We start from the raw sequence: 25,183 nt of genomic DNA, 5'->3' as shown, positions 1-25,183 counted from the left end.
GAAACAGCGCTCTGCCGCCAGGCGTCTCCACACCTTCTGTTGACGGCAGCGCGACCAGCCTTACTTAGGTTGTTGCATGCCTCCGTCGACAAGGCGGGTCAGGCCCAGAGGATTATGGTCGGCCAGTGCCTCCGGAAGCAAGTCCGCCGGCACATTCTGGTAGCACACCGGACGCAGGAAGCGGTCGATGGCGGACGCGCCGACCGAGGTGCTGCGGCTGTCGGAAGTGGCCGGGAACGGGCCGCCGTGGACCATCGCATGCGCCACTTCGACGCCGGTAGGGTAGCCGTTGAACAGGATGCGGCCCGCCTTGCGTTCCAGCACCGGCAGCAGCGCGGCAGCATGGGCGCGGTCGGCGGCCAGGGCATGCACAGTGGCGGTCAGCTGGCCTTCGAGGTGTTCGGCGACCTGCTGCATTTGCTCGGCGTCGCGGCAGCGCACCAGCAAGGCGCACGGTCCGAAAATCTCGGATTCCAGCGCAGGGGTGGACAGATAGGTGGCCGCGTCGCACACGTACAGCGAGGCTTGCGCTGCGCAGCCGGCGCCGTCGGGTTTGCCCTGGGCGACCAGGGTCACGCCGTCGATGCCGGAGAGCTGTTCCACGCCACCTACGTAGGCCTTGTGGATGCCGGGAGTGAGCATGGTGCCGGCGCCCTTGGCTTGCAGCGCGGCCGCCGCCGCGTCGACGAACTGGTCGAAGTGGTCGCCTTTGAGGCCCATGACCAGGCCCGGGTTGGTGCAGAACTGGCCCACGCCCAGGGTCAGCGAATCGACGAAGCCCTGCGCCACGGCGGCGCGGTCGCTTGATAAGGCCGCCGGCAGCAGGAACACCGGATTGATGCTGCTCATTTCCGCGTACACGGGAATCGGTTCGGCGCGCACGGCCGCGGTGCGCATCAGCGCCAGGCCGCCCTGGCGCGAGCCGGTAAAGCCAACCGCCTTGATGGCCGGATGGTCGACCAGGCGCTGGCCGATCTGGCGGCCTTCGCCGAACAGCATCGAGAACACGCCTTCGGGCAGTTGGCAAGCGGCCACCGCTTGGGCAATGACCTTGCCAACCAGTTCCGAGGTGCCGAGGTGGGCGCCGTGCGCCTTGACCACGACCGGGCAGCCGGCGGCCAGCGCCGAGGCGGTGTCGCCGCCGCCGACCGAGAAGGCCAGCGGGAAGTTACTGGCGCCGAACACGGCGACCGGTCCCAGCGGAATCTTGCGCAGGCGCAGATCGGGACGCGGCGGCACCCGTTCCGGCAGGGCCGAATCGATGGTGGCGTCGATGAAGTAGCCGTCGCGCGCGACCTTGGCGAACAGGCGCAGTTGGTTGACGGTGCGGCCACGCTCCCCTTCCAGGCGCGCGGTCGGCAGGCCGGTTTCCAGCGCGGCGCGTTCGATCAGCGTGGGGCCGAGATTGAGGATGCCTTCGGCAATGGTCTCCAAAAAGACCGCGCGCTGTTCGAGCGTGGTGTTGCGGTAGGCGTCGAAGGCGCCTTGCGCCAGGGCGCAGGCGGCATCGACGTCGGCGTCGGTGGCCAGGCCGAAGTCCGGCCCCATCGAGTCGTTGCGGGACGGGTCGATCGCGCGCACCACGCCGGCCGTGCCGCGCACGGTGCGTTGGCCGATGACCATTTCTCCATTGATTTGCATATGCTGTTCCTCGGTCTGGATTATTGGGCGCCCTGGGCGCTGATCAGTTTGAGCAGCAGCGCGTCTTCTTCGGCCGTCATGTCGGTCAATGGCGCGCGTACGGGACCTGCCGAGTGGCCTACCAGGCGTGCGCCAGCCTTGACGATGCTCACTGCGTAGCCGGCCTTGCGGTTGCGGATTTCGAGGTAAGGCAGGAAGAACTGGTCGAGCAGGCGGTTGGTGGTCGCATGGTCGTCGGCGGCGACCGCGTGGTAGAAGTCCATCGCCATTTTCGGCATGAAGTTGAACACGGCCGACGAGTACACCGGGGTGCCCAGCGCCTTGTAGGCGGCGGCATAGACTTCGGCCGTTGGCAGGCCGCCCAGGTAGCTGAAGCGCTCGCCCATGCGGCGCCAGATTTGCACCATCAGTTCGATGTCGCCGATGCCGTCCTTGAAGCCGATCAGGTTAGGGCAGCGCGCGGCCAGTTTTTCGAGCGAGTCGGCGGTGAGGCGGCACTGGCCGCGGTTGTAGACGACCACGCCGAACTTGACCGACGCGCAGACTGCTTCGACGTGGGCGATCAGGCCGTCCTGGCTCGCTTCGGTCAGGTAGTGCGGCAGCAGCAGGATGCCGTGCGCGCCAAGGCGCTCGGCTTCCTGGGCCAGGGCGATCGCGGTGCGGGTCGGGCCGCCGGCGCCGGCCAGGATCGGCACCTTGCCACGGCAGGTGTCGACCGCGGTGCGGATCACGTCCGAGTATTCGCTTGGGGTCAGGGAGAAGAACTCACCGGTGCCGCCGGCCGCGAACAAGGCGCTGGCGCCGTACGGAGCGAGCCAGTCGAGACGGTCGGCGTAGGTGCGCGCGTTGAAATTGCCCTGGTCGTCAAAGTCGGTCAGCGGAAACGACAGCAGGCCGGACGAGAGGATTTGTTTGAGTTCTTGCGGATTCATGGGGTCTCCAGATGGTAGGCGGATTGTTTGGCGCTAGTGATACGTCATCGTACAACCAGTCTTGGACATAAGCAAGCACAACGTTGAGACGGATGAGGGCGCCGCCGGCGCGGGGCCGCTGGCGGAAAACAGGGAGGGCGAAGCGAAGAGCGGCGGGAGCGCCGGCGGGCGCGCTCCCGTATGCGGGATGGGTGGACGGGCGATCAGGCCCCGTTCGACTCCAGTTGCTGCTGCGCCTGGCGCAGGCGTTCGCGGCTGTTGCTCAGGTGGGTGCGCATGGCGGCGCGCGCCGCCTCCGGGTCCTTGCGCAAGATCGCGTTGAAGATGTCTTCGTGCTCGCGGTTGACCCGTTCCAGGTAGGCGGCCGGATCGTCGTGCCCCAGTTGCGGCATGTTGATGCGCGCACGCGGGATGATGGTGGTGCCCAGCTGGCTCAGGATATCGACGAAATAGCGGTTGCCGGTGGCCTGCGCGATCAACAGGTGGAACTGCACATCGGCGTCAACGGCGGGGCTTCCGCGCGCCACGCTACGCTGCATGGCGCCCAGCACCTTGGCCAGTTCGGCCACCTGCGCTTCGCTGCGGCGCGCCGCCGCCAGCCAGGCCGCTTCGGCCTCCATGCTGATGCGCAGTTCCAGCATCGCCAGCACATCCATGACGGTGACGATGCTCTCGGCGTTGATCGCCAGGCCCGCGTTGCTGCGTTCGATGACGAAGGTGCCGATGCCATGCCGGGTCTGGGCCCAGCCGGCCGCCTGCAGGTGCGAAATGGCTTCGCGCACCACGGTGCGGCTCACGCCGTGCTGCTCCATGATGGCCGATTCGGTCGGCAGCTTGTCGCCGGGCTTGAGCACGCCCTGCTGGATGCTGCCCGTGATGTGTTCGACCACGCCTTGGGCAAGGGTGCGGTGTTTCTTGCGGGGTGGCGGCAGCGCCTGGGCAGTAGGGGAAGGTGTCATGCGCATATTATACAACCCGAATAGTTGTACGACATCTTATGATTGGATGGGGTGTATACTTGGGCGACCTAGAATCACCCACAGAAATGAGATGGCATGAATTGCCGAGACAATTGCGGCGCCTGCTGCACCGCCCCTTCGATCACCAGTCCGATTCCCGGCATGCCGCATGGCAAAGCCGCGGGCGAGCGCTGCATCCAGCTCGGCGCGGACAAGCGCTGCCTGATTTTCGGCAAGCCGGAACGGCCGGCGTTTTGCGGCGGGCTGCAGCCATCGGAAGAAATGTGCGGGAGCAGCCGGGAACATGCGATGCAGTGGCTGGGGGAGCTGGAGCGGGCGACCGCGCCGGCTTGCAATGACTGATTTTCAACTACCCATTTACAATGTCGCGGGAGTGCCATCCTTGACCGATACCGTCCATCCTTCGTGCGCCAACCCAATTCTGAGCCGCCAGCCGGGATAGCCGGCGATCACAATCTCGATGCCAGAGCGCATTGACTCACGGCTTGATTCGCCGACAAAGAGCGCATCGATCTCGCACCGTTGACGGCCGCCGATCGCATCGTCAACGTCGAACAAGGTTCCCTCGTCGGACGCTTTGCGGGTCACCTGGCTGGCAGTCCATTCGATTTTTCTGACGCGGGTAAATCGTAACTCGCTGCTCATATCGTTACGCTTTGGCGGCGACGTGCCTTGCCATAACTCGCTGCGCTGCCGGCACAAGGGAATGACCAAAGTCTGCTTCTCATGCTGGATGTCCGCCAGCGTAAAGCGCGCATTCTTGACCAGGCTGTAAAGAAAGTGAATGTCGTGCTGAAAATTCGAATCGCTTCGCACCTTGTAATGAACGCCTGCCGGGCATTTCTTGAAGGTGTCAAAAAACAGTTGAGTGAAATCGGGTTGTTTCATTGAGGTGGACACTCACTTCTTCGATTTGGTTACGCTCAACATCGAGCCGAAGCGACATGCAGCAAATAGCGCAAGCTTAACATGGTGATGCGATGGGACTGGATGCACAATTTTGCTTCCGAACATAAAAGTCACACTCACCACTGATCTGCCTCAACTCCGCTACAAATACAGTAGCCGTGATACTGATCGTCCGGGGCCTTGCGGACAAGCCGATGATGCGCGTCGCGCCACCGTCCACAGTCACTTCAATATGACTGCGCTCGCCGCTGGCGACGGCGTCGACAGATAGCGCCCTGCCCTCGAACGCCAGCGACAGCCGCACCCCGGGATACGCGAAGCGCAGGCTGCCGTCGGCCTGCGCCACGGTCCTGCCCATGCGCGCGATGCACGGGTCGTCCGCGCGCACGGTCGGCTCGGCCCAGGCACGGCCGCAAACGATGCCACAAGAGAGCGCCAGTGCGAGCGGCCAGTGCGCTGCGGTGCATGACTTACTTCATCAGCTTTTTCACGTCGGGCAGCATGACGTCGGCCCAGATGGCGTAGCCTTTTTGCGTCAGGTGAAGATGGTCACCCATGATGTCGGCGCCGATGCTGCCGTCAGGCTGCACGAAGGAGACGCCGTAGTCGCGGAAAACCACATGGCGGCCGTCGTCCAGGGTCGCCACCATTTTGTTGAGCGCAACGACATTCTGGCGCCGCTCGCTGCTGGCCAATTCGCCGGTCGGCAGTACGGCATTGAGCAGGATGCGCGCGTCCGGATACTGCTTGCGCAAGGCCGCGACCACCGCCTTGACGCCCGCGAAAACCTGGTCCGGCTTTTCATCGCACAGCCCGAAGTTGTTCACGCCGATCAGCAGCACGATCGCCTTGGGTGACAGCCTGGCCATGCGCTTGTCCTGCAGGCGCCACAACACATTGCCGGTGTTGTCGCCGCCGATGCCGAAATTGCCCGCCTTGTACGCGCCGAAACTGGCATCCCAGATGTCGCGCGGCCAGCCTTCGGTGATCGAGTCGCCCAGGAACATCAAGTCCACATTGCCCTTCTCGGCCAGCGCCAGTTGGTCTTCGTGCATGCGCTTCCAGCGTTCGATGGTCATCCACGGATACGCCTGGGTGCGCGGCTTGATGTTGACGGCGCAGGTTTGCACAGGGTCCGCCTGGGAGTGCGCAGGGCCGCCGCACAGGACGCCGGCCAGCAGGATCGTAACAAGTCGCAGGTTCATGGTCGGTCACTTTACTTTCAGGTGCAGCATCGCCACGCTGTGCGACGCAATGGTGAGGTCGAGGTTTTTGCCGGTGTCGCCGGTCTTGCCGCTCCAGGCGTCGCTCCAGCGGTAGGCGGTCTTGTTGATATCGAGTTCGCGCTTGCTCAGGTCATCGCTGATCCTGTGCTTTTTCCAGTCCACCTTGTAGTTAATCGGACCCGGCCCGCGATTGAGGATCATCAGCGCCCATTCATCGTTGGCGAGCGGCTTGGCCCACAGCTCCAGCGTCCCTTCCGACATGAACTTCCACGCCTGCACCCCAAGTTTATCCTGGTTGATGGCGATGACGTCCTTGTTGGTCAGGATCTTGCGGGTCGACTCCGGCATCGAGCGCAGGTCGTTGCCGGAGATGAGCGGCGACGCCATCATGGCCCAGATCGAGAAGTGGGCGCGGTCTTCGTCCTCGCTCATGCCCATGCCGACTTCCATCATGTCCATGTCGTTCCAGTGCCCGGGACCGGCGTGCTTGCGCAGGCCGGCCTGCTTGTCGAGGATGCGCAGCACGCCGAAGGCGGACCAGGAGCCGTGATTGATCTCGCAATCCCAGCACGGATAGATGTCGCCGGTGGTGCGCCACGAATGGCCGATATCGGCGCCCCACTCCCACGGCTTGTTGTCGCCCCACTCGCACATGCTGAACAACATGGGCCGCCCGGCGCTGCGGATGGCGTCGCGCATGGTGGTGTAGGCGGCGGCCGCGTTCAGGCCCTTGGTGTCGAACCAGTCGTACTTGACGTAGTCGATACCCCAGTTGGCGTAGGTGATCGCATCCTGGTATTCGTGGCCACGGCTGCCCGGCCGGCCGCCGCAGGTGGTGGCGCCGGCGTCGGAATAGATCCCCAGCTTGAGGCCTTTCGCGTGCACGTAGTCGGCCAGCGCCTTCATCCCCGTCGGGAAGCGCACCGGGTCGGGCTCGATGTTGCCGCTCTTGTCACGCTTGCCGTGCCAGCAGTCGTCGATATTGACGTACTCGTAGCCGGCGTCCTTCATGCCGATCCTGACCATGGCATCGGCCGTTTCGCGGATCAGTTTTTCATCGATATTGCAGGCGAATTTATTCCAGCTGTTCCAGCCCATTTGCGGCGTCGCCGCGAGGGTGTCGAACTTTTGCGCCGATGCGCGCGCGCCCGGCAGCAGTGCTGCCGCCATCAACAGCGTCGTGGCGATTTTCATGGTCGTCCCGTCGGCTCGTCTTACTTCTGGAGGGCGCGCAGTTTGCCCGCGTGCTCCTTGATCAGCGCCAGCGAGCTGGCATCGGAGTCGAACACCGAGTACAGGCCCTGCTCTTCCTGCGGCGGATCGCCCATGAAGTCATTGCCCTGCTTCCACCAGTAGTCGGCGTTGGCGGCGCGCCCGGCGCCGCCCCAGGCCCAGAAGTTCCAGCCCGCGATCGGGTCGCCGTTGGCGGCGCGACGCTGGACCAATTCAAAAATCTCGCCATAGAAGCGGTCGCGGATCTTGGTGCCGGCCTTGATGTCGAACGAGGCGCCGTCGCGGTCCAGGCCGAATTCTTCCAGCACGATCGGCTTGCCGAGCGTCTTGGCCATGTCGATGTGCGAGTTCAGGTAATCGCGGCTTTTGGCAATTGCTCCGTCCCAGCTCTCGACCGGCTTTTTGGAATCGAACCATCCCCAGTTCTTTGGCCACAGGTGGTACGTGAGGTAGTCGATATGCTTCGTCGAATGCGAGGCCATGAACAGTTTCGCATCCTGCGCCGACCCGGCCAGGCCTTCGCTGCCGCTGCTCACAAGATGGTTCTTGTCCAGTTCATGGATGTACTGCGCGGTCTCGGCGATCCATGTGGTGTAAATCGCCTTTTCCTTGTCGCCGGCCTTGCCGTTGCCGGGGCGCGGCTCGTTCGCCAGTTGCCACGACATGATGACCGGATCGTCGCGGTAAGGCTTGCCGTTGATGGTGTTGACGCGGTGAACGATCTTTTTGATCGTGCCGCGATACTCCTTCTGCGCATCCTTGTTGGCGTAAAAGCGCGCCGTCTTGGCCATGTAGTCGTCGTAATCGCGGGTCACGTTCGGGTCGAGCGCCGGCGTGCCTTCGAACCAGTTCAGGTATTGTGTCATCCCGCCCGACCACTGCCAGAAGTTGTTCAGGTAAAGCACCACGGTCATGTCGCGCTTGCCCAGTTCATCGACCAGGAAGTCCAGGCCCGCCAGAAGGTCTTCGTCATACTTGCCCGGGCCGTTGGTGGTGGCCGGGCGCACGGCGCTGCTCATCTCGGTTTTTTCGGAGACGGCCAGCACGCGCACGTTGTTAATGCCAAGCGCCTTCATGGTGTCGAGTTCCTTGCGCAGGCGCGCGCGCTCGCCCACGCCGGAGGGCGAGCCCAGATAGCCGCCGTACCAGAAGTTGGCGCCGGCTATGTAATACGTTTTTCCCTTGCGCGCGAAGTGCGTCTTTTTGACCGACACGAATTCGCTCTTGCCCGCCGCGCTCACCGGCGCCGCCTCCGCCGCACCACCGACCATACCCGCCATTGCCAAAGCCGCAACCACTTGGTTCATCTTGATCATCGCTTTCTACCTTTTCACGTTTGAAGGAAGTGCTTTGCCATGAAGGTCCAGCGTGCGCGCCGGCAGGTCGACCATGATGCTGCTTTCACCGGTGCCGCCGGCATCCTGCGCCAGTATCAGCTTGTATTTGCCCCTGGCGATGCGCCAGGTCTTGGACGGGCCATCGAGTACGGCCAGCATGCGCGGCTCCACCGTCAGGGTCACGTCGCGGCTTTCGCCCGGTTGCAGGTCGACCTTGTCCCAACCGGCCAGGCGCTTGGGCGCTTCCCAGCGAGCGCCGACCGGAGCGACGTACAGCTGCGCCACGTCCTTGCCGGCCACCTTGCCCGTGTTACTGACCCTGAAGCGCACCTGCAGCTGGCCGTTCTTGTACTCGCCCGCCAGGGCGGAATAGGCGAACTGCGTGTACGACAAGCCATGCCCGAACGGGAACAGCGGCTTGTGCTTTTTGAGATCGAACCACTTGTAGCCAACCGCCGCGCCTTCGTGATAATCGACCTTGAACTGCATCTGCGGCTTGGCCGGGTCGCCATCGAGCACGGGACGCGGCAGTTGGGCCAACGATTGCGGGAAGGTGGCCGGCAAGTGCCCGGACGGATTGACATCGCCGAACAGCACGCGCGCAATCGCCTCGCCGCCGCGCGTGCCCGGATACCAGGCTTGCAGCACGGCCGCCGTCTTGTCCAGCCACGGCATCAGCACCGGGCCGCCCGTCTCGAGCACGACCACGGTGCGCGGATTGGCGCTGGCGACGGCGCTAATCAATGCATCCTGCCGGTCCGGCAGCGACAGGTCGGGCGCGTCATTGGCTTCACCAATCCAGTGGGTGCCGAACACGATGACCGCGTCCGCCGTGGCGGCCAGCTGCGCCGCCCTGGCAGGATCGGCGCCGCTATCAAAAACGACCCTGGCGCCGGGCGCCAGTTTGCCGATTTCGGTCACCGGCGCGGACGGGTGGTACACCACGGGACCGGGCCAGCTGGCCGGCAGCAAGCCCTTGACGGCGCTGCCGCCGATCGGATACACCTGCGACGAGCCACCGCCGGAGAGCACACCCTGGTCGGCGTAACCACCGATCACTGCAATCGTTTTCACGTCTTTGCGCAAAGGGAGCACCTGAGCGGCGTTCTTGAGCAGGACCATGCCTTCTTCGGCATCGAGCCGGCTGACCAGCCCATGGGCGGCAAAGTCGATCGCGCCGTCCGGCTTGACCGGATGATCGACCACGCCCTTGTCGAACATGGCGAACAGGATGCGGTACACCATATTGTCGAAGCGCGCCTGCGACACGGACCCGGTCTTGACCGCTTCTTCGAGCGCGCCCGCAAAGTACGGCGACTTGTCGAATTCGGAACCGGACTGCTGGTCCAGCCCATTGTTGGCCGATGCCACGGTGCTGTGCACCGCCCCCCAGTCGGACATCACGTAGCCCTTGAAGCCCCAGTCCTGCTTGAGCACTTCGTTAAGCAGCCACGCGTTCTCGCACGCGTACGGACCGTTGACGCGGTTGTAGGCGCACATGACCGAGCCCGGGTCGCCCTGTTCGATCACCAGCTGCATGGCCAGCAGGTCGCTGGTGCGCGCCGCCACATTGCCGATGCGCGCATCGAGTTCGTTGCGGCCGGTTTCCTGGTTGTTCAGCGCATAGTGCTTGACGGTCGAAATCACATGGTTGGACTGGATGCCCTTGACCGCCTGCCCCACCATGATCCCGGACAGCAGCGGGTCTTCGCCGGCGTATTCGAAATTGCGGCCGTTGCGCGGATCGCGCATCAGGTTCACGCCGCCGGCCAGCATCACGTTAAAGCCCGAGGCGCGCGCCTCAAGACCGATCATCGCGCCGCCCTGGTAAGCCAGCCTGGGGTTCCAGGTGGCCGCCGTGGCAAGGCCGGACGGCAGCGAGGTGCGCTCGCGTGGATTGGCGCTGGCCTGCGAGGCCACGCCAAGGCCGGCGTCGGTCTCGAACAGCGCCGGCAGGCCAAGGCGCGCAACGCCGGGAATGTAGCCGGCCGACGACGGCAGGGCGGCGGCGATCTTGATGGTTTTCTTGGGCGCGAAGTCGGCGCCGAAGTAGCCGTACACCCATTGCAGCTTTTCTTCCTGCGTCATTTCCTTTAGCGCCAGCGTGGCGCGCTGGCCGGCGGAAAGCGCCGGGTCCAGCCAGGGCTTCGGGCTATCGGCCGCGCCGGCCACCAGCGGCAGCGCGGCCGCAATCGCCACGGCCAGGGCGTGTTTGGTCAGGGTGTTCATGGTGCGTGTCTCCTGTTTGTATTTACCCGCTCGGCGCCTGGAAAGGGTCGCCGGCCGGTTTATATGGATGAGACGAGTGTGCATGCGCAGCCTCGGCCGGTCAAACAAAAAATGGCACTTTCGACCATGTTTAGCCATGATCACTAAACACGCGCGCGGCCATGCGCGGGGCATGGCCGCTTCAGTGGCGGACGGCGCCGCCCTGTTTAGTAAAACCGGGCTAAACTGTTTGCAAACCGGACCAATCGTTTGACCATGGGCTAATCGATATGCAAGACTCTCAGCATAAAAAGGCATCTGCCACTGGAGAACCTTGTGAACCTTCCGCGCGCCCCGCAGGCCCCGTTCCGATGAGCGCCGCCAGCCCATCGAACGTCACCATCCGCGACATCGCCAAATTCGCCGGCGTCTCGGCGGGGACCATTTCGCGCGCGCTCAAGAACGAGCCGGGACTGACCGAAACCACGCGCCAGATGGTGCTCTCGGCCGCCCATGAACTGGGCTACGATTTTGCCAACCTGCGGCGCAAGCGCATGCGGCGCCTGACTTTTTTACTGCACCGCCAGCACAACACGGCGGCCAGCAGTCCGTTTTATTCGCCGGTGCTGCACGGCGCCGAGGAAGCCTGCCGCAAGCAGGGCATCGTGCTTTCGTTCATGGCGGTCGGCCCGGCCGACGGCGTGACCGAGCAGTTGCGCATGCACGCGCCGGACGCGGTGGTGTGCGCCGGCTTCTTCGAGCCCGAGCTGCTGGGCGCCCTGCGCGCGAGCGGCAAGCCGCTGGTCCTGATCGACATGAAGCTGCGCGGTTACAGCTCGGTCAATCCCGACAATTTCATGGGCGGCTACCTGGCCACCAAACACCTGATCGGCCTGGGGCGCACGCGGATCGGCATGATTTCGGGTTCGCTCGGCCACTACAGCGTGCGCGAACGGAACAAGGGCTATCGCCAGGCGCTGTTCGAATCAAGCATGCTGGCCGACCCGCGCCTGGAAGCGAGCCTGGCGGACGGCGTCGATCTCGAAACCGGCGCCTGCGAAGCGATGCAGTCGCTGCTGGCCCTGCCCAACCCGCCCGACGCGGTGTTCTGCTACAACGACAGCGCCGCCCTCGTGGCCATGCGCTGCTGCCTGGCGGCCGGCCTGACGGTGCCGCACGATGTATCGATCGTCGGCTTCGACGACATCTCCAGCGCGGTGCTCGGGCACCGGCCCCTGACCACCCTGCGCATCGACAAGAAGCAGCTCGGTGCGATGGGCGTTGAACTGCTGCTGCGCGACCATCAGGAACCGCCCGTGGAGCAGGTCGCGCCGGTGGAGCTGATCGTGCGCGCCAGCACCGTGTGCGACGACTTCGGACCGCACAAATAGAGCGAATTTCCCTCACCGACTGAACACGCGTTGCGCAAGCGCGGCCGCCCGGCCCGCGTCCGCACGCATATTTTTTCACCCTTTTTTGACAACGAGACTTGACGATGGCCCCCGATTTTCATTCACGCGACACCCTGCTCGAGCACATTCGCCACACCAAGCGCTTTTACGATCCGCGCTGCGTCGATCCGAACGGCGGCTTTTATCACTTCTACAAAGACGACGGCACCGTCTACGACGCCCACACGCGCCACCTGGTCAGCAGCACGCGCTTCATCTTCAACTATGCGATGGCGTTCCGCCAGTTCGCCGACCCGGCCGACCAGCAGCGCCTCCTGCACGGCCTGGACTTCCTGCGCGCGGCGCACCGCAACCCGGCCACCGGCGGCTACGCCTGGACCTTGAACTGGGCCGACGGCAAGGGCGAGGTCATGGACGGCACCAACCACTGCTACGGCCTGGCCTTCGTGCTGCTGGCGTATGCGCACGCGCTGATGGCCGGGGTGGAAGAAGCACGCGCGCATATCGGCGAGACCTTCGCGCTGATGGAGCGCCGCTTCTGGGAGCTGCGGCATGGCCTGTACGCCGACGAAGCGAGCGCCGACTGGTCGCAGCTCGCTCCGTATCGCGGCCAGAACGCCAACATGCACGCCTGCGAAGCCCTGATCAGCGCTTTTGAAGCGACTGGCGAGAAGGTCTACCTGCAGCGCGCCGAAACGCTGGCCCACAACATCACCATGCGCCAGGCGGCGCTGTGCGAGAACACCGTGTGGGAACATTACAAGCAAGACTGGTCGGTCGACATGGACTACAACCGCCACGACAGCACCAACATCTTCCGCCCGTGGGGATTCCAACCGGGCCACCTGACCGAGTGGAGCAAGCTGCTGCTGATCCTCGAACGCCACCAGGCGCACCTGGCGGGCGATTGCGCCTGGCTGCTGCCGCGCGCGTGCGCCCTGTTTTTGCAGGCGATGGATAAAGCCTGGGATGCGCAGCACGGCGGCGTCTATTACGGCTTCGCGCCCGACGACAGCATCTGCGACGGCCACAAATACTTCTGGGTGCAGGCCGAGAGCCTGACCGCGGCCGCGCTGCTGGGCGCGCGCACGGGCGAGGTGGTGTACTGGGACTGGTACCAGCGCCTCTGGGAATACAGCTGGACGCACTTTGTCGACCACCAGCACGGCGCGTGGTACCGTATTCTCAGCCCGTCCAACGCCAGGCTGACCGACGAAAAAAGCCCGGCCGGCAAGGTCGACTACCACACCATGGGCGCCTGTTACGAAGTGCTCAATGTACTGAAGGACTGACATGAACGCACCGACATTCCCGCTGTTTGTGGCCGCCGGCGAAGCGCTGACCGACATGATCGCCGAACCGGGCCAGCAACAGTGGCGCAGCCAGGTGGGCGGCTCGACCTGGAACGTGGCGCGCGTGATGGCGCGCCTGGGCGTGCCGAGCGCTTTCGCCGGCGCGGTCAGCTGCGACGTGTTCGGCGACCAGTTGTGGGACGCCAGCGTGGCCGCCGGGCTCGATATGCGCTTCGTGCAGCGCGAGGCGCGCTCGCCGCTGCTGGCGATCGTCTGGCAAACCGACCCGCCCAGCTACTTTTTCGTCGGCGACGACAGCGCCGACCTGCACTTCGACGCCGCGCGCCTGCCCGCCGGCTGGCGCGCGCATTGCAAGTGGGTGCATTTCGGCGGCATCAGCCTGGCGCGCGAGCCGCTGGCGGGCAAGCTGCTGGCATTGGCCGCCTCGCTCAAGGCCGATGGCGTGAAGATCAGCTACGACCCGAACTTCCGGGCGCTGATGGACCAGCGCTACGACGCCACCTTGCAGCGCATGACGGCACTGGCCGATGTGATCAAGGTGTCGGATGAAGACCTGGCCGGGCTGTTTCGCAGCGCCGACCTGGAAAGCGCATTCGCCACCCTGCGCGGCTGGAACCTGGGCGCCACCTACCTGTACACGCGCGGCGCGCAAGGCGCATCGCTGCATATCGGCGCGGATGCCTGGCACGCCGCCCCGCCACCCATCACGGTGGTCGACAGCGTGGGCGCGGGCGACGCCAGCATCGGCGCGCTGGCCTGGAGCTTGCTGCACCAGCCGCAGCGCGCGCCGCACGAGCACCTGCGCTTCGCAGTGGCCGCCGGCGCGGCGGCGTGCCAGGCCGCTGGCGCCACCCCGCCTTCGCTGCAAGCGATCGAAGGCTTGTTGCAGCTCCAGGCGCCAGCGGGGCGGTCCGCGCTACAATGACCGACCGGTTCCCGAGAAAGCACCGCATGCCCGTCAACTACGCCAGAAGGCTTACCGCGCCAGCCCGCTCCAGCGACGCCAATGCCCACCTGGGTTACATGCTGGCGTTCGTGGCCGGCGCCATCAACGCCGGCGGCTTCCTGGCGGTGCAGCGCTACACCTCGCACATGACCGGCGTGGTGTCGGCCATGGCCGACGACCTGGTGCTGGGCGCGCACGCGCTGGTGCTGACCGGCTTGGGCATGCTGCTCGCCTTCATGGCCGGCGCGGCCTGCACCGCGATCATGGTCCACTACGGCCGGCGGCGCGCGCTGCACAGCGTCTATGCGCTGCCCCTCATGCTCGAAGCGCTGCTGCTGCTTTGCTTCGGCCTGCTCGGTGCGCGCCTGGCCCCGGCCGGCGAGCTGCCGATGTCGGCAACCGTCATGCTGCTCAGTTTTATCATGGGATTGCAGAACGCCCTGATCACCAAACTCTCGCATGCCGAGATCCGCACCACGCACATTACCGGCATCGTCACCGACATTGGCATCGAGTTGGGCAAGATGATGTACTGGAGCCGCGCGGCGCTGGCGCCGGTCCAGGCCAACCGCCAGCGCCTGGCGGTGCTGGCCATGCTGGCCTCCTGTTTTTTTGTCGGCGGCATCGCAGGCGCCTTCGGCTTCAGCCATCTGGGCTACGTGGCAACCGTGCCGCTCGCGCTCGCCCTGATGACCCTGGCGATCATGCCGCTGCTGGACGACGTTAAGAATATTGCAACAAGAAAACAATAGCGCCCATCCGCCACGAAAAACAGCGCCGCACTTGCGACTGGATCAGAAGCCGGAGGCGTGCTCGTGGTAAGCTTCGACCCCGCACCGTGCCGTCTTCCGGTTCGACTTCCCCGATAACAATACAAACTGCTTAATGGACATAACTCTCGCTCTCGCGCTCAAGGCCATCATCATGGGCCTGGTGGAAGGATTCACCGAATTCCTGCCGATTTCCTCGACCGGCCACCTGATCCTGGCGGGCAGCCTGCTCGACTTCACCGACGAAAAAGCGAAAGTGTTCGAGATCGTGATCCAGGCCGGCGCCATCATGGCTGTGTGCTGGGAATACCGCGCGCGCATCGCGTCGGTGATGTCCGGACTGACGAGCGACCCAAAGGCGCAAAAATTCATGCTCAACCTGATCGTCGCCTTCCTGCCGCTCGCGGTGCTGGGTCTTTTGCTGGGCAAGATGATCAAGTCGGCCCTGTTCAAGCCGGTGCCGGTGGCGATGGCCTTCATCATTGGCGGCATCATCATCTTGTGGGTGGAGCGCCGCAACAAGCTCAATCCCCCGGTGGTAAGGGTCGAAACGGTGGACGACATGACCCTGCTCGACGCCTTCAAGGTCGGCTGCGCGCAAGCCGTGGCGCTCATTCCCGGCACCAGCCGCTCGGGCGCGACCATCATCGGCGCCATGATGTTCGGCCTGCCGCGCAAGGCCGCCACCGAATTCTCGTTCTTCCTCGCGATCCCGACCCTGCTGCTGGCGACCGTCTATTCGCTGATCAAGGAACGCGATGTGCTGTCGATGGCCGACCTGCCGATGTTCAGTATCGGCTCGATCGCCGCGTTTATCTCGGCCTTTTTGTGCGTGCGCTGGCTGCTGCGCTACATCAGCACCCATGACTTCACGGTCTTCGCCTGGTACCGCATCGTGTTCGGCATCGTGGTGCTGGCCAGCTCGCACTACGGATGGGTCGTTTGGGCGGAATAATGGACGCCGACCTCTCAGCGCGCGCGCTCGAACAGCTGCAGACGGTCTTCGGCTACCCGGCGTTTCGCGGGCAGCAGAAGGAAATCGTCGAACACGTCGCCAGCGGCGGCGACGCGCTGGTGCTCATGCCGACCGGCGGCGGCAAGTCGCTGTGCTACCAGATTCCGGCGCTGCTGCGCGACGGCGTCGGCGTGGTGGTCTCGCCCCTGATCGCCTTGATGCAGGACCAGGTCGACGCCCTGGCCGAAGTGGGCGTGCGCGCCGCGTTCTTGAATTCGACCCAGACCTACGAAGAATCGATGCGCATCGAACGCCTGGTGCGCACCGGCGAGATCGACCTGGTCTACGTGGCGCCCGAGCGCCTGATGACGCAGCGCTGCCTGGACCTGTTCCAGGCTTCCAGAATCGCGCTGTTCGCGATCGACGAGGCGCACTGCGTGTCGCAGTGGGGGCATGACTTCCGGCCCGAATACATCAAGCTGTCGATCCTGCACGAGCAGTTCCCGGACGTGCCGCGCATTGCGCTCACCGCCACCGCCGACCAGCAGACCCGCGCCGAAATCGCGTTGCGACTGCAACTGGGCGATGCGCGCCAGTTCGTGTCCTCGTTCGACCGCCCGAACATCCGCTACCAGATCGTCGAGAAGGCCAACGGGCGCAAGCAACTGCTCGACTTCATCACCACCGAACATGGCAGCGACGCCGGCATCGTGTACTGCCTGTCGCGTAAAAAAGTCGAAGAAACCGCCGACTTCCTGAATGAAAACGGCATCCGCGCCCTGCCTTACCACGCCGGCATGGACTACCCCAAGCGCAGCGCCAACCAGGCGCGTTTTTTGCGTGAAGAGAGCATCGTGATGGTCGCCACCATCGCCTTCGGCATGGGCATCGACAAGCCGGATGTGCGTTTTGTCTGTCACCTCGATCTGCCGAAAAGCATCGAGGGCTACTACCAGGAGACCGGGCGCGCGGGCCGCGACGGCATGCCGGCCAACGCCTGGATGGCCTACGGCCTGCAGGACGTGGTGCTGCAGCGGCGCATGATCGACGAATCGGAAGCGGACGAAACGTTCAAGCGCGTGCTGTCGATGAAGCTCGACGCCATGCTGGGACTGTGCGAGACCCTGAGCTGCCGTAGGGTGCGCCTGCTCGAATACTTCGGCGAGCAATCGACCCCGTGCGGCAATTGCGATACCTGCCTGATTCCGCCGGTGTCGTTCGACGGCACGGTGCCGGTGCAAAAACTGCTGTCGGCGATTTACCGGGTCGACCAGCGCTTTGCGGCCGGCCACGTGATCGACGTGCTGCGCGGGGTCGAAACGGACCGCATCAAGCAGTGGCACCACGATTCGCTGTCGGTGTACGGCATCGGCGGCGAACGCACGGAAGCGGAGTGGCGCGCCATTCTGCGCCAGGCGATTGCGCTCGGGCTGATCACGGTCGACCATGAGGTTTACAGTTCGCTCAAGCTGACCGACGCCGCGCGCCCGGTGCTCAAGGGCGGGCAAAAGGTGCAGCTGCGCCAGTACCAGAAACCGGTCAAGCAGAAGCGCGCGGCGGGCGTGTCGTCCAAGGCGCACGTGGAGATGGAGCTGTCCAAGTCGGAACAGGCGATTTTCGAGAAGCTGCGCTGGTGGCGCATGGAGACCGCGCGCGCCCACAACGTGCCGGCCTATGTGATCTTTGTCGACGCCACCCTGCGCGAAATCGCCAAGGCCAAACCGACCTCGCTGCAGGAACTGCGCGGCGTGACCGGCGTGGGCGAGAAAAAGCTGGTCTCCTATGGCGACGAGATTGTCGCCATCATCATGGAAATGAGCTAGCTACTCCAGCAGCGCCTGGCGGTAGCGTCCCGGCGGGGCGCCAACCGCCTTGCTGAAGCGATGGCTGAAGTGACTCAGGTCGGCGTAGCCGCAGGCGGCGGCAACCTGCTGCAAGGGCAGCTTGCCGGCCTTGAGCAAGGCGCGCGCGCGTTCGATGCGGCGCTGCGCCACCCACGTCGACGGCGGCATGCCGAACGAGACGCGGAACATGCGCGCCAGGTGAAACTCCGACATGCAGGCCAGCTGCGCCAGTTCACCCAGGGTGATCGATTGGGCCAGGTGCTGCTCGATGTAGTCGGCCAGGCGGCGCCGCACCAGCGGCGCCAGGCCGCCGCGCAGGCGCAGGTCGCGCTGCACGATGGCTTGCGAACGAAGCAGTTCGCTCAGCGCTTCGTGGGTGGTCTCGTTGGCGCGCAGCAGATCGTCGGGCCCTGCCCACGATTGCGCCAGCAGCGATTCGCACAGCTGCACGATGCGCGGGTTTTCAAAGTAGGTACGGTCGGCCAGGGTCAGTTCGCGCGGCTCGCGATCGAGTTCCACCACGGCGCGCCGGGTGAAATGCTCGGGCATGAAGTAGACATGCAGCATGCGCACATGGCCGCGCACCACCCATTGCGACTCATGCCAGTCAGGCATGGAACAGAGTTGCTGCGGCGCGCCGAATCGTCCGGGCACGTCGGCGCGCTCGATGCGGTAGCCGCCGCCCAGGTAGCACGACAGGGTGTGGTGGCCGGGCTGCACGTAGCTGGTGAGCTCTTCCTCGGTTTCGCGCTGCCAGATTGCCGTTGCCATGCCGTCGCCCAGCCACGCGAAACGTTCGAGCGTGGCATTGGTGCCGCTCATGGTGTTGAAGACGGCGTGCGAAATGAGCGATGGTCGTGAGTGCATGCTGAAAAGTCTAGCATGGCAAGCGCGCCGCTGCCGTCGGGCGCCGCAAAGTGCGCAAGATCAGACAAGCCGCGCCCACCACGCCGGGGCAAGATGGCGTCATGAATATCTTCCTCTACTTTCTCACGGTCCTGATCTGGGGCACCACCTGGATCGCCATCACCTTTCAACTCGGCGTGGTGCCGGCGCCGGTGTCGATCGCCTACCGCTTCTGGATCGCCAGCGCGGTGCTGATGCTGTTTTTGATCGCCACGCGCAAACCCGTCTGGCCGCCGCGCAGCGCCTGGCGCTATCTGCTGGCGCAGGGCATCGTGCTGTTCTGCTGTAATTTCCTATGTCTTTACTACGCGAGCAAGTGGGTGCCGAGCGGCCTGGTGGCGGTGGTGTTCTCCACCGCGCCGATCTGGAACGCGATTAACGGCCGCATCTTCATGGGGCGCCCGATCCGGCGCCAGGTGATCGGCGGCGCCCTGCTGGGCCTGGGCGGCATCGCCCTGCTGTTCCTGCCGCAGATGCGCGGACACTGGAACGACAGTGGCATGCTGTTCGGCCTCGGTCTCGCGCTGCTGGGCACCTTGTGTTTCTCGACCGGGAACCTGCTGTCGTCGCGCATGCAGGCGCTTGGCCTGACGCCCTGGCTGACCAATACCTGGGCCATGCTGATCGGCGCCACTATCCTCGGCGCCGGCGCGTGGCTCTTGAAAATGCCCTTCGCGGTCGAACCGGGCCTGCGCTACGCGGCCTCGCTGCTGTACCTGGCCATTCCCGGTTCGGTGGTGGGATTTACCGCCTACCTGCTGCTGGTCGGGCGCATCGGCCCGGACCGCGCGGCGTATTCCACCGTGCTGTTTCCGGTGGTGGCGCTGAGCGTGTCCACCGTCCTGGAAGGCTACCAGTGGAGCGCCCTCGCCGTTGGCGGCCTGCTGCTAGTCCTGGGCGGGAACCTGATGGCCTTCATGCAGCCTGGCGTGCGCCCATCCAGGTCGCCCGGTGCCACAACTGCTCCAGCGGCCCCTGCGCGTGGCGCCTGAGCCACCACGCGCAGAAGGCGCACTGCAGCGCCGCCAGCACAGCGCCGATCAACAGGCACACGGTGGCGCCGGTGACCTTGTACAGGCCCAGGCCGAAGCCATAGTAGATAAAGGAACCGATGATCGACTGCGTGAAGTAGCTGGTCAGGCTCATTCGTCCCAACGGGGCCAGTAAGCGCAGCGCCCGGGTCAGCGCACCGCCCTGGTGCAGCTCGACAAAGCACGCCACCAGCACCAGCATGAAGGCGAAGTTGGACCACGAGGCCACCATGACGCCCAGCGGGCGGCGCACGGCGGTGCTGGCGACCCAGTCGGGCAGCAGCATGCGGATGGAGTACAGCGGCAGGAACAGCAAGGTGGCAACAAGCAGGGTGCGGCGCCAGAAACGCATGCCGTGGGCGCCGGCCTCGAACAGGCCGCGCCGTCCGGCCAGCATGCCGAGCATGAACAGCGACAGGATCTGGAAGATGCGGCCGTTTTCCCAGCTCCACAGAATTACCCCCAGCTTGCCGTTGGTCAGATTGCCGGCCCAGACGCGCAGCAGCGAGTCGCCCGTCAGGTACGCATTCATGCGCCCGAAATACTGCCACGAGTCCGGGTCGCCGATGATCGCATCCGGCTGGCGCAGGGCATCGGCCAGCACCAGCCATTCGTACGGCTGCAGCATGAGGATGGCGGCCAGCGCCAGCAGCGCGCCGTCGCGCAGGCGCGCGACCGGCAGCAGGCACAGGCCGATGACGGCATAGATGGTGAGGATGTCGCCGTGATAGAACATCGAGTTGAGCATGCCAAAGCCGAACAGGATCAGCAGGCGCCAGCCGTAGCGGGTGCGAAAGTCCTCGCCGCGCTCCTTGCGCGCCTGCGACTGCAGGTGGAAGGTGAGGCCGAACAGCAGCGCGAAGATGGCGTACGATTTTCCGCCGAAGAGGAAGAAGGCAACCTCCCAGACGACGTTGTCGAGCGCGGCCAGCCAGGCCGGCAAGTCGGGTACGACGTAGTACAGGTCGAAGTGCTCGATGTTATGGAGCAGCATGATCGACACGATGGCGAAGCCACGCAATGCGTCGACCACGTCCAGGCGGGGGGCTTGTGAACCCATCGTATTGACTCCTTGTGAAGAAGCGTACCAAGATTGTGCATTCTAGTTGGAAACGCTACCACTTTGGAGAAAAAAGACGTGGCGATGCAGCCCGCATGGCCGCATCGCCACCATCGGGTTTATTTTTTGGTGAAGACCAGGTCCCAGACGCCGTGACCGAGCTTGATGCCGCGGTTTTCGAACTTGGTCAGGGGACGGTAGGCCGGCTGCGGCGCATAGCCTTCGGCCGTGTTTTGCAGCAGCGCTTCGGCGCCCAGCACATCGAGCATCTGGACCGCGTAGTCTTCCCAGTCGGTGGCGCAGTGCAGGTAGCCGCCCGGTGCGAGGCGCTCGGCCAGCAGCTTGACGAACGGCGGCTGCAGCAGGCGGCGCTTGTTGTGACGCGCCTTGTGCCACGGGTCCGGAAAGAACACGTGCACGCCGGCCAGCGAGCCGGCCGGGATCATCTGCTTGAGCACTTCGACCGCATCGTGCTGGATCAGGCGCAGGTTGGTCAAACCCTGTTCGCCGATCTGCTTGAGCAGGCTGCCCACGCCGGGCGTGTGCACTTCGACGCCGATGAAGTCCTTCTCCGGCATGCCTTTGGCGATATGCGACGTGGTGTCGCCCATGCCGAAGCCGATTTCGAGGATCACCGGCGCTGTGCGGCCGAAGGCTTGTTCGAAGTCGAGCGGTGTTTTTGCATACTCGACCAGGAACTTCGGTCCCAGCTCTTCGAGCGCGCGCGCCTGGGCGATCGACAGGCGACCGGCGCGTGTGACGAAGCTGCGGATGCGATGTTCGGTCGGGTCGTACAACATCGGGCGGTTCGGGGTATCTGCGGACATGGGGATGGGGGAAGAAAAAAAGGCCGGACGACATTATATCGTACCGGCCTTCCCGACAGGCTGCGGGCGTGAGGCTTACAGGGGTTTGTCGGACTTGCCGTTCAGGTGCTCCATGCGCGAGATGCCGGCCGACAGGTAGCGTTCGAGCACGCGCGAGCCGCCGTAGGCCGCGATGGTGATGCAGCCCGGTTGCAGCAGCAGCGGAATCTCCTGCCACGCGCACAGCGAGTATGTGACCAGGCCGGCCACCAGGGACACCAGGATATCCTTGGCGATTTCGAGCGGCAGCGACTTGATCGTCACCTCGGGGCTGGCGATCTTTTGCAAGGTGCCGGCAGCCCCGCCGACCAGGGACAGGGTGACGGCGACGACCACGCCATCGAGCGGGATGCTCGACAGGTCGCTGGCGAAGCTGGTGGCGGCCGATGCGCTGGCGTCCCACGAGGCGAGCAGCCAGGTGGGGGCAAGCCGTTGTTTCAGGTTGAGTAAGACGCGCATGGGACCTCCTTGAAGCGCTGGTGGGGATGGGGAGCGTCAGTGCCATCCGGGCCCCGGCGTTCCAGTACATGGATCATCGATGCGCCTGCGGCGCGCTGGACAAGGTGGGGACGTGACTGTCCCGGTGCGGCGGGAATGCCGCCGGCAAGTTTGCTCGTGCTCATAGGTGCCTCAGGTCAGCCCAGCTCAACTCAACGATCCACTTGCGGGGCAAGCGGGCATTTCAGCGCATGCAGCGCGCAGATGGCGTGGAAGGTGGCGATTTTGCAGTCCGCCTGGCCATTCAGGATACGGCTGACGGTCGGCTGGGTGGTACCCAGCGCCCTCGCGATTCGCATCTCAGTCCACCCGGTTGCATCCTTTATTTCCCGTAACAGGGTGGAGATTTCTTTGTCCATGTACACAGTCTATACGTGCTCGGATAGATTTTCAACAAGAGTACGCTACGGTTTTGAAAATATCTATTCATACGTGTATAATTGGCAGCATGACTATTTCAGACCGCCTCATACACGCGATGGAAGAAGCCGGTTTCCAGTCGCAGAGCGCCTTGTCGCGCGCCTCCGGCGTACCGCAGCCGACCATCAACCGCATCCTCAACCGCAGCGGCACGCGCGGGCCGGAGGCGGCCACCCTGGCGGCGCTGGCGGCGGCCTGCAAGGTGGCCTTCGAGTGGCTGCACGAAGGCACGGGGCCGATGGCGCGCCGCGCGGCCGGGGCCGACGGCTTGCCGGCAGAGATGGAGCCGGTCATCGTGGCCGAAGATGGCGACCCGCGCTTCGTGCAGATCAAGATGGTGACCTTGCGGCTGTCGGCCGGCATCAGCGGTTTTCAAACCGAGCCGGGGCACGATACAGGCGCCACCTTGCCGCTCGACGCGGCCTGGGTGGGACGTCACAATTTCATCCCGGAGCGGCTGGTGGCCACGCGCGTCAAGGGCCAGAGCATGGAGCCAACTTTGTACGAGGGCGATATCATCGTGATCAATACGGCCGACAACCGGCCGGCCGATGGCGTGGTGTTCGCGGTCAATTACGAGGGCGAAGCGGTGGTCAAGCGGCTCTCGCGCGATGCGGGGGAATGGTGGCTCGAGTCCGACAATTCCGACAAGCGCAAGTACCACCGCAAGGTGTGCCGGGGCAGCGATTGCATCATCGTGGGGCGCGTGGTGCGCAAGGAGAGTGACCGGATCTGATGCGGCCACAAGGCGCCACCCTGCTAAATACAGACGAACATGTCGTGACACTGAAAGAAAAAATGATGTCCTGCGCCGACAGCCGAAGACCCGGAACCCTGCCGATGGCGCAGCCTGCGCGCAGATTGGGGGCTGCGGACGTCAGCGGGTTGACCTTGATACAGACGAGCGGGGCGCGCGATGAAGTCGGCCTGCATTAACGTGGGCGGTTCCCTGGTGGCGATCGTGCTGGTCGATTCGGCCGATACCCTGCCCGAGCGCGGGCCGGCGCTGCTGGTGCGGCTGCAGCCGTATTTCCCGGCCTTGCCGATCATGCTGGTCTCGGTCGAGGACAATGGTTTTCGCGCCTTCGCCACCTTCCAGACCAGCGAGTTGCTGGCCCTTGTGCAGCTTGAACACGTCAACTTTGTCGAGGTCGATCTCAGCGCCAGGCCCGACGACGCAGGGGCGCTGCCGTTCTAGATTGCGGCGATTGTGGCCCTTGCGCGTGACTGAAGGGTCTTATCGCTCAGCGGGCGGCGTCTTGTCGGCGGCGGCGTCTGCTTTCATGCGGCGCAACGTTGTCAGGATCTGTTCCACGCTTTGGCCGGATGGGTACGCCATCACGTGCCCCCTGCCGTTTGGATCAAGAAAATGCACCCCGGCTACGCCACTTTCCGGTGTACGGTTGCAGCTATTTTCGTAGGCAGGCACGCTGTCGAGCGGCGGCCCTTTGAAATGCTCCAGGATCTTCACTGTGATGCGCTTGCCGCCATCGACGTGCACCACCTTGCCGCCCTCGGCGTACACAACATAGGTAGCGCCGTCGTAGAGCTGCTCGACAGTCAAGGGGGTGAATTTCCCGGCGGGCGTGCATGCCGTGGCGGTGACGGGCGAGAACATCAGCACCGTCAGCCAGAGGCACATGCTGGACATTGTCTTCATGATGACCTTAAGTAAAAATTCACTGCCCGGCACCGAGGAGGTGAAGCACTTTCCTTGGGATTTCACCGTTTGTCAGGCGCTCGCTCAGCTTGGGCATCGGATGCACCTTGCCATCCTCGACATAACCGACGATCAGCCATTCTGCGCCAGCCGTGACCGAGAAATCAAACTCGCCGTCGCAAGTGCTACCCATCGGCTTTTCGACGATGCCGCTTGCGGACACCATCTTGCTGGGCGCTCCGCGCCACCAGCGCGTCGTTTCAAACGTGATCTTTTGATGAACAAGAAGCCCGGGCGCTGTTGGCAGCGATTCGACCGAGCTTGCTTTTCCAAGGAAAACGACTTGCCTGGTGTCTTTTTTGGCCAGGAACGCGGTGAGGTCGTACGCTTCTGCGGCAAGTTTGCATGCATGGGCAGGAATAGCCGCACTGATGAGTGGCAGGGCGAGGGAGGCGAAGAGCAATGTCGTGATGGGGCGCATGGAGACTTTCGTTCGCTTGCATGAACGCAGGCGCGGTGCGGGCCATACCATGTGGAATCGCATGCGTTCACCACAGACGATGCGGTACCCGGTTGACTGGAGCGGGTGAAGGGAATCGAACCCTCGTCGTAAGCTTGGGAAGCTACCAAAGAAACGTGACAACCATGCGGGTTTGAGCCTGTTTTTCGCTCCACAAAATAGGGATTGTAGGATGCCGAAAAGCCCCTATCCATGCGGGCTCAATCTATTTTGTGGAGCGGGTTTTAAGGAAAAAATGGGAGTGCGAAGCTCAGCTTGAGCCGGTCCAGCCTGGCAGAAAAATGGGTCGGCGGGGCACTATTTTGGCAGCTGCCGGACTGCAAATATGGCATCTAATGCAGCGCGAATGACCTTACGTTCGCTCTCAGTTGAGCCTCTTGCAAAACTAGCGGAACGGATGAAAATTGCTTGGCAGCGCAAGCGAAAAGGTGGGAGTGGGCGCCCATTTCTGGCATGATTTAGTTTCTGACGCTTAATCAAAACGCCCACACCATGAATGCTACCCGACCCGCTCTG

General features: G+C 64.2%; 26 protein-coding genes. 10 read left to right on the top strand and 16 right to left on the bottom strand.

The genetic code is table 11. From position 1 onward, the window contains the following. Window positions 1–60: 60 nt before the first annotated feature. The 3 genes from F2P46_RS27680 to F2P46_RS27670 all read right to left on the bottom strand — a co-directional run bounded on the left by F2P46_RS27680 (window position 61) and on the right by F2P46_RS27670 (window position 3,532). Window positions 61–1,641 (bottom strand): aldehyde dehydrogenase (NADP(+)), encoded by a 1,581-nt coding sequence (locus F2P46_RS27680; protein WP_166896319.1) that lies wholly within the window; start codon window positions 1,639–1,641, stop codon window positions 61–63. Window positions 1,642–1,661: 20 nt separating this feature from the next. Further along, window positions 1,662–2,573, bottom strand: a complete 912-nt coding sequence (gene kdgD, locus F2P46_RS27675; protein WP_166896318.1) for a 5-dehydro-4-deoxyglucarate dehydratase — start codon at window positions 2,571–2,573, stop codon at window positions 1,662–1,664. A gap of 203 nt (window positions 2,574–2,776) precedes the next feature. Further along, a complete protein-coding gene (locus F2P46_RS27670; RefSeq protein WP_166896317.1) occupies window positions 2,777–3,532 on the bottom strand; it encodes a FadR/GntR family transcriptional regulator in 756 nt (251 codons plus the stop codon). A gap of 96 nt (window positions 3,533–3,628) precedes the next feature. Here F2P46_RS27670 and F2P46_RS27665 point away from each other — a divergent pair, with 96 nt between their 5' ends. Beyond that, window positions 3,629–3,895, top strand: a complete 267-nt coding sequence (locus tag F2P46_RS27665; protein WP_166896315.1) for a YkgJ family cysteine cluster protein — start codon at window positions 3,629–3,631, stop codon at window positions 3,893–3,895. A gap of 15 nt (window positions 3,896–3,910) precedes the next feature. Here the strand turns inward: F2P46_RS27665 and F2P46_RS27660 are convergent, their stop codons facing one another. The 6 genes from F2P46_RS27660 to F2P46_RS27635 all read right to left on the bottom strand — a co-directional run bounded on the left by F2P46_RS27660 (window position 3,911) and on the right by F2P46_RS27635 (window position 10,487). After that, window positions 3,911–4,441 carry a hypothetical protein gene (locus tag F2P46_RS27660; protein ID WP_166896313.1) on the bottom strand — a complete coding sequence of 177 codons (531 nt, stop codon included), beginning with the start codon at window positions 4,439–4,441 and terminating at the stop codon, window positions 3,911–3,913. Between the two features lie 76 nt (window positions 4,442–4,517). Next, window positions 4,518–4,850, bottom strand: coding sequence for a hypothetical protein (locus F2P46_RS27655; protein ID WP_166896311.1), 333 nt, complete (start codon window positions 4,848–4,850; stop codon window positions 4,518–4,520). 82 nt (window positions 4,851–4,932) lie between these two features. Next, on the bottom strand, window positions 4,933–5,667 hold the full coding sequence (locus F2P46_RS27650; protein WP_166896309.1) for a GDSL-type esterase/lipase family protein: 735 nt from the start codon (window positions 5,665–5,667) through the stop codon (window positions 4,933–4,935). A gap of 6 nt (window positions 5,668–5,673) precedes the next feature. Further along, window positions 5,674–6,882 carry a glycoside hydrolase family 27 protein gene (locus tag F2P46_RS27645; RefSeq protein ID WP_166896307.1) on the bottom strand — a complete coding sequence of 403 codons (1,209 nt, stop codon included), beginning with the start codon at window positions 6,880–6,882 and terminating at the stop codon, window positions 5,674–5,676. Between the two features lie 20 nt (window positions 6,883–6,902). After that, window positions 6,903–8,237 (bottom strand): cellulase family glycosylhydrolase, encoded by a 1,335-nt coding sequence (locus F2P46_RS27640; protein WP_166896304.1) that lies wholly within the window; start codon window positions 8,235–8,237, stop codon window positions 6,903–6,905. A gap of 6 nt (window positions 8,238–8,243) precedes the next feature. Then, the gene (locus tag F2P46_RS27635) at window positions 8,244–10,487 is read right to left on the bottom strand and encodes a glycoside hydrolase family 3 C-terminal domain-containing protein (protein WP_166896302.1); all 2,244 of its coding nucleotides are present in this window, start codon (window positions 10,485–10,487) and stop codon (window positions 8,244–8,246) included. A 350-nt stretch (window positions 10,488–10,837) separates the two neighbouring features. Here F2P46_RS27635 and F2P46_RS27630 point away from each other — a divergent pair, with 350 nt between their 5' ends. The 6 genes from F2P46_RS27630 (at window position 10,838) to recQ (ending at window position 17,685) form a co-directional block, all read left to right on the top strand. Next, window positions 10,838–11,857 (top strand): LacI family DNA-binding transcriptional regulator, encoded by a 1,020-nt coding sequence (locus tag F2P46_RS27630; protein WP_166896300.1) that lies wholly within the window; start codon window positions 10,838–10,840, stop codon window positions 11,855–11,857. A gap of 104 nt (window positions 11,858–11,961) precedes the next feature. Beyond that, complete coding sequence (locus tag F2P46_RS27625) at window positions 11,962–13,170, top strand: AGE family epimerase/isomerase (protein ID WP_166896298.1); 1,209 nt, start codon at window positions 11,962–11,964, stop codon at window positions 13,168–13,170. Window position 13,171: 1 nt separating this feature from the next. Continuing rightward, the gene (locus F2P46_RS27620; RefSeq protein WP_166896296.1) at window positions 13,172–14,116 is read left to right on the top strand and encodes a carbohydrate kinase; all 945 of its coding nucleotides are present in this window, start codon (window positions 13,172–13,174) and stop codon (window positions 14,114–14,116) included. A 26-nt stretch (window positions 14,117–14,142) separates the two neighbouring features. Beyond that, a complete protein-coding gene (locus tag F2P46_RS27615; RefSeq protein WP_166896294.1) occupies window positions 14,143–14,889 on the top strand; it encodes a YoaK family protein in 747 nt (248 codons plus the stop codon). A 139-nt stretch (window positions 14,890–15,028) separates the two neighbouring features. Then, window positions 15,029–15,862, top strand: coding sequence for an undecaprenyl-diphosphate phosphatase (locus tag F2P46_RS27610; protein ID WP_166896405.1), 834 nt, complete (start codon window positions 15,029–15,031; stop codon window positions 15,860–15,862). Next, window positions 15,862–17,685 carry a DNA helicase RecQ gene (gene recQ, locus F2P46_RS27605; protein ID WP_166896292.1) on the top strand — a complete coding sequence of 608 codons (1,824 nt, stop codon included), beginning with the start codon at window positions 15,862–15,864 and terminating at the stop codon, window positions 17,683–17,685. Before F2P46_RS27610 ends, recQ begins: the two co-directional genes overlap by 1 nt. Here the strand turns inward: recQ and F2P46_RS27600 are convergent, their stop codons facing one another. Then, window positions 17,686–18,573: an AraC family transcriptional regulator gene (locus F2P46_RS27600; protein ID WP_166896290.1), complete on the bottom strand. Its 888-nt coding sequence runs from the start codon at window positions 18,571–18,573 to the stop codon at window positions 17,686–17,688. A 101-nt stretch (window positions 18,574–18,674) separates the two neighbouring features. Between F2P46_RS27600 and F2P46_RS27595 the strand changes: the two genes are divergently transcribed. Further along, a complete protein-coding gene (locus F2P46_RS27595; protein WP_166896289.1) occupies window positions 18,675–19,604 on the top strand; it encodes an EamA family transporter in 930 nt (309 codons plus the stop codon). Here the strand turns inward: F2P46_RS27595 and F2P46_RS27590 are convergent. The 4 genes from F2P46_RS27590 to F2P46_RS27575 form a co-directional block, all read right to left on the bottom strand. Beyond that, window positions 19,528–20,703, bottom strand: coding sequence for a DUF418 domain-containing protein (locus tag F2P46_RS27590; protein WP_166896287.1), 1,176 nt, complete (start codon window positions 20,701–20,703; stop codon window positions 19,528–19,530). The two genes, F2P46_RS27595 and F2P46_RS27590, sit on opposite strands and share 77 nt — an antisense overlap. A 119-nt stretch (window positions 20,704–20,822) precedes the next feature. After that, a complete protein-coding gene (gene trmB, locus F2P46_RS27585) occupies window positions 20,823–21,503 on the bottom strand; it encodes a tRNA (guanosine(46)-N7)-methyltransferase TrmB (RefSeq protein ID WP_166896403.1) in 681 nt (226 codons plus the stop codon). A gap of 102 nt (window positions 21,504–21,605) precedes the next feature. After that, window positions 21,606–22,028, bottom strand: coding sequence for a phage holin family protein (locus F2P46_RS27580; protein WP_166896285.1), 423 nt, complete (start codon window positions 22,026–22,028; stop codon window positions 21,606–21,608). Between the two features lie 191 nt (window positions 22,029–22,219). Then, window positions 22,220–22,426, bottom strand: coding sequence for a helix-turn-helix transcriptional regulator (locus F2P46_RS27575; RefSeq protein WP_166896283.1), 207 nt, complete (start codon window positions 22,424–22,426; stop codon window positions 22,220–22,222). A gap of 89 nt (window positions 22,427–22,515) precedes the next feature. Here F2P46_RS27575 and F2P46_RS27570 point away from each other — a divergent pair, with 89 nt between their 5' ends. Together F2P46_RS27570 and F2P46_RS27565 are read left to right on the top strand one after the other, a co-directional pair. Then, window positions 22,516–23,223, top strand: coding sequence for a LexA family transcriptional regulator (locus F2P46_RS27570; protein WP_166896281.1), 708 nt, complete (start codon window positions 22,516–22,518; stop codon window positions 23,221–23,223). 180 nt (window positions 23,224–23,403) lie between these two features. Continuing rightward, window positions 23,404–23,685, top strand: a complete 282-nt coding sequence (locus F2P46_RS27565; RefSeq protein ID WP_166896279.1) for a hypothetical protein — start codon at window positions 23,404–23,406, stop codon at window positions 23,683–23,685. A 39-nt stretch (window positions 23,686–23,724) separates the two neighbouring features. Here F2P46_RS27565 and F2P46_RS27560 read toward each other — a convergent pair whose 3' ends face one another. Together F2P46_RS27560 and F2P46_RS27555 are read right to left on the bottom strand one after the other, a co-directional pair. Continuing rightward, a complete protein-coding gene (locus tag F2P46_RS27560) occupies window positions 23,725–24,147 on the bottom strand; it encodes a hypothetical protein (protein WP_166896277.1) in 423 nt (140 codons plus the stop codon). 19 nt (window positions 24,148–24,166) lie between these two features. Next, window positions 24,167–24,628: a hypothetical protein gene (locus F2P46_RS27555; RefSeq protein ID WP_166896275.1), complete on the bottom strand. Its 462-nt coding sequence runs from the start codon at window positions 24,626–24,628 to the stop codon at window positions 24,167–24,169. Window positions 24,629–25,183: the final 555 nt, after the last annotated feature.

Origin of the sequence: Massilia sp. CCM 8734 (assembly GCF_011682155.1) — a bacterium.
Taxonomy (GTDB): Bacteria; Pseudomonadota; Gammaproteobacteria; order Burkholderiales; family Burkholderiaceae_D; genus Telluria_A; species Telluria_A rubra.
Note: the sequence above shows the minus strand (reverse complement) of the source record. Positions and strands in the feature narration are given on the sequence as shown.

What these genes read in the sequence shown, in the direction of transcription:
- F2P46_RS27680 (WP_166896319.1), bottom strand. Translation starts at nt 1,641, where the DNA reads ATGCAAATCAATGGAGAAATGGTCATCGGCCAACGCACCGTGCGCGGC.
- kdgD (WP_166896318.1), bottom strand. Translation starts at nt 2,573, where the DNA reads ATGAATCCGCAAGAACTCAAACAAATCCTCTCGTCCGGCCTGCTGTCG.
- F2P46_RS27670 (WP_166896317.1), bottom strand. Translation starts at nt 3,532, where the DNA reads ATGACACCTTCCCCTACTGCCCAGGCGCTGCCGCCACCCCGCAAGAAA.
- F2P46_RS27665 (WP_166896315.1), top strand. Translation starts at nt 3,629, where the DNA reads ATGAATTGCCGAGACAATTGCGGCGCCTGCTGCACCGCCCCTTCGATC.
- F2P46_RS27660 (WP_166896313.1), bottom strand. Translation starts at nt 4,441, where the DNA reads ATGAAACAACCCGATTTCACTCAACTGTTTTTTGACACCTTCAAGAAA.
- F2P46_RS27650 (WP_166896309.1), bottom strand. Translation starts at nt 5,667, where the DNA reads ATGAACCTGCGACTTGTTACGATCCTGCTGGCCGGCGTCCTGTGCGGC.
- F2P46_RS27645 (WP_166896307.1), bottom strand. Translation starts at nt 6,882, where the DNA reads ATGAAAATCGCCACGACGCTGTTGATGGCGGCAGCACTGCTGCCGGGC.
- F2P46_RS27640 (WP_166896304.1), bottom strand. Translation starts at nt 8,237, where the DNA reads ATGATCAAGATGAACCAAGTGGTTGCGGCTTTGGCAATGGCGGGTATG.
- F2P46_RS27635 (WP_166896302.1), bottom strand. Translation starts at nt 10,487, where the DNA reads ATGAACACCCTGACCAAACACGCCCTGGCCGTGGCGATTGCGGCCGCG.
- F2P46_RS27630 (WP_166896300.1), top strand. Translation starts at nt 10,838, where the DNA reads ATGAGCGCCGCCAGCCCATCGAACGTCACCATCCGCGACATCGCCAAA.
- F2P46_RS27625 (WP_166896298.1), top strand. Translation starts at nt 11,962, where the DNA reads ATGGCCCCCGATTTTCATTCACGCGACACCCTGCTCGAGCACATTCGC.
- F2P46_RS27620 (WP_166896296.1), top strand. Translation starts at nt 13,172, where the DNA reads ATGAACGCACCGACATTCCCGCTGTTTGTGGCCGCCGGCGAAGCGCTG.
- F2P46_RS27615 (WP_166896294.1), top strand. Translation starts at nt 14,143, where the DNA reads ATGCCCGTCAACTACGCCAGAAGGCTTACCGCGCCAGCCCGCTCCAGC.
- recQ (WP_166896292.1), top strand. Translation starts at nt 15,862, where the DNA reads ATGGACGCCGACCTCTCAGCGCGCGCGCTCGAACAGCTGCAGACGGTC.
- F2P46_RS27600 (WP_166896290.1), bottom strand. Translation starts at nt 18,573, where the DNA reads ATGCACTCACGACCATCGCTCATTTCGCACGCCGTCTTCAACACCATG.
- F2P46_RS27595 (WP_166896289.1), top strand. Translation starts at nt 18,675, where the DNA reads ATGAATATCTTCCTCTACTTTCTCACGGTCCTGATCTGGGGCACCACC.
- F2P46_RS27590 (WP_166896287.1), bottom strand. Translation starts at nt 20,703, where the DNA reads ATGGGTTCACAAGCCCCCCGCCTGGACGTGGTCGACGCATTGCGTGGC.
- trmB (WP_166896403.1), bottom strand. Translation starts at nt 21,503, where the DNA reads ATGTTGTACGACCCGACCGAACATCGCATCCGCAGCTTCGTCACACGC.
- F2P46_RS27580 (WP_166896285.1), bottom strand. Translation starts at nt 22,028, where the DNA reads ATGCGCGTCTTACTCAACCTGAAACAACGGCTTGCCCCCACCTGGCTG.
- F2P46_RS27575 (WP_166896283.1), bottom strand. Translation starts at nt 22,426, where the DNA reads ATGGACAAAGAAATCTCCACCCTGTTACGGGAAATAAAGGATGCAACC.
- F2P46_RS27570 (WP_166896281.1), top strand. Translation starts at nt 22,516, where the DNA reads ATGACTATTTCAGACCGCCTCATACACGCGATGGAAGAAGCCGGTTTC.
- F2P46_RS27565 (WP_166896279.1), top strand. Translation starts at nt 23,404, where the DNA reads ATGAAGTCGGCCTGCATTAACGTGGGCGGTTCCCTGGTGGCGATCGTG.
- F2P46_RS27560 (WP_166896277.1), bottom strand. Translation starts at nt 24,147, where the DNA reads ATGAAGACAATGTCCAGCATGTGCCTCTGGCTGACGGTGCTGATGTTC.
- F2P46_RS27555 (WP_166896275.1), bottom strand. Translation starts at nt 24,628, where the DNA reads ATGCGCCCCATCACGACATTGCTCTTCGCCTCCCTCGCCCTGCCACTC.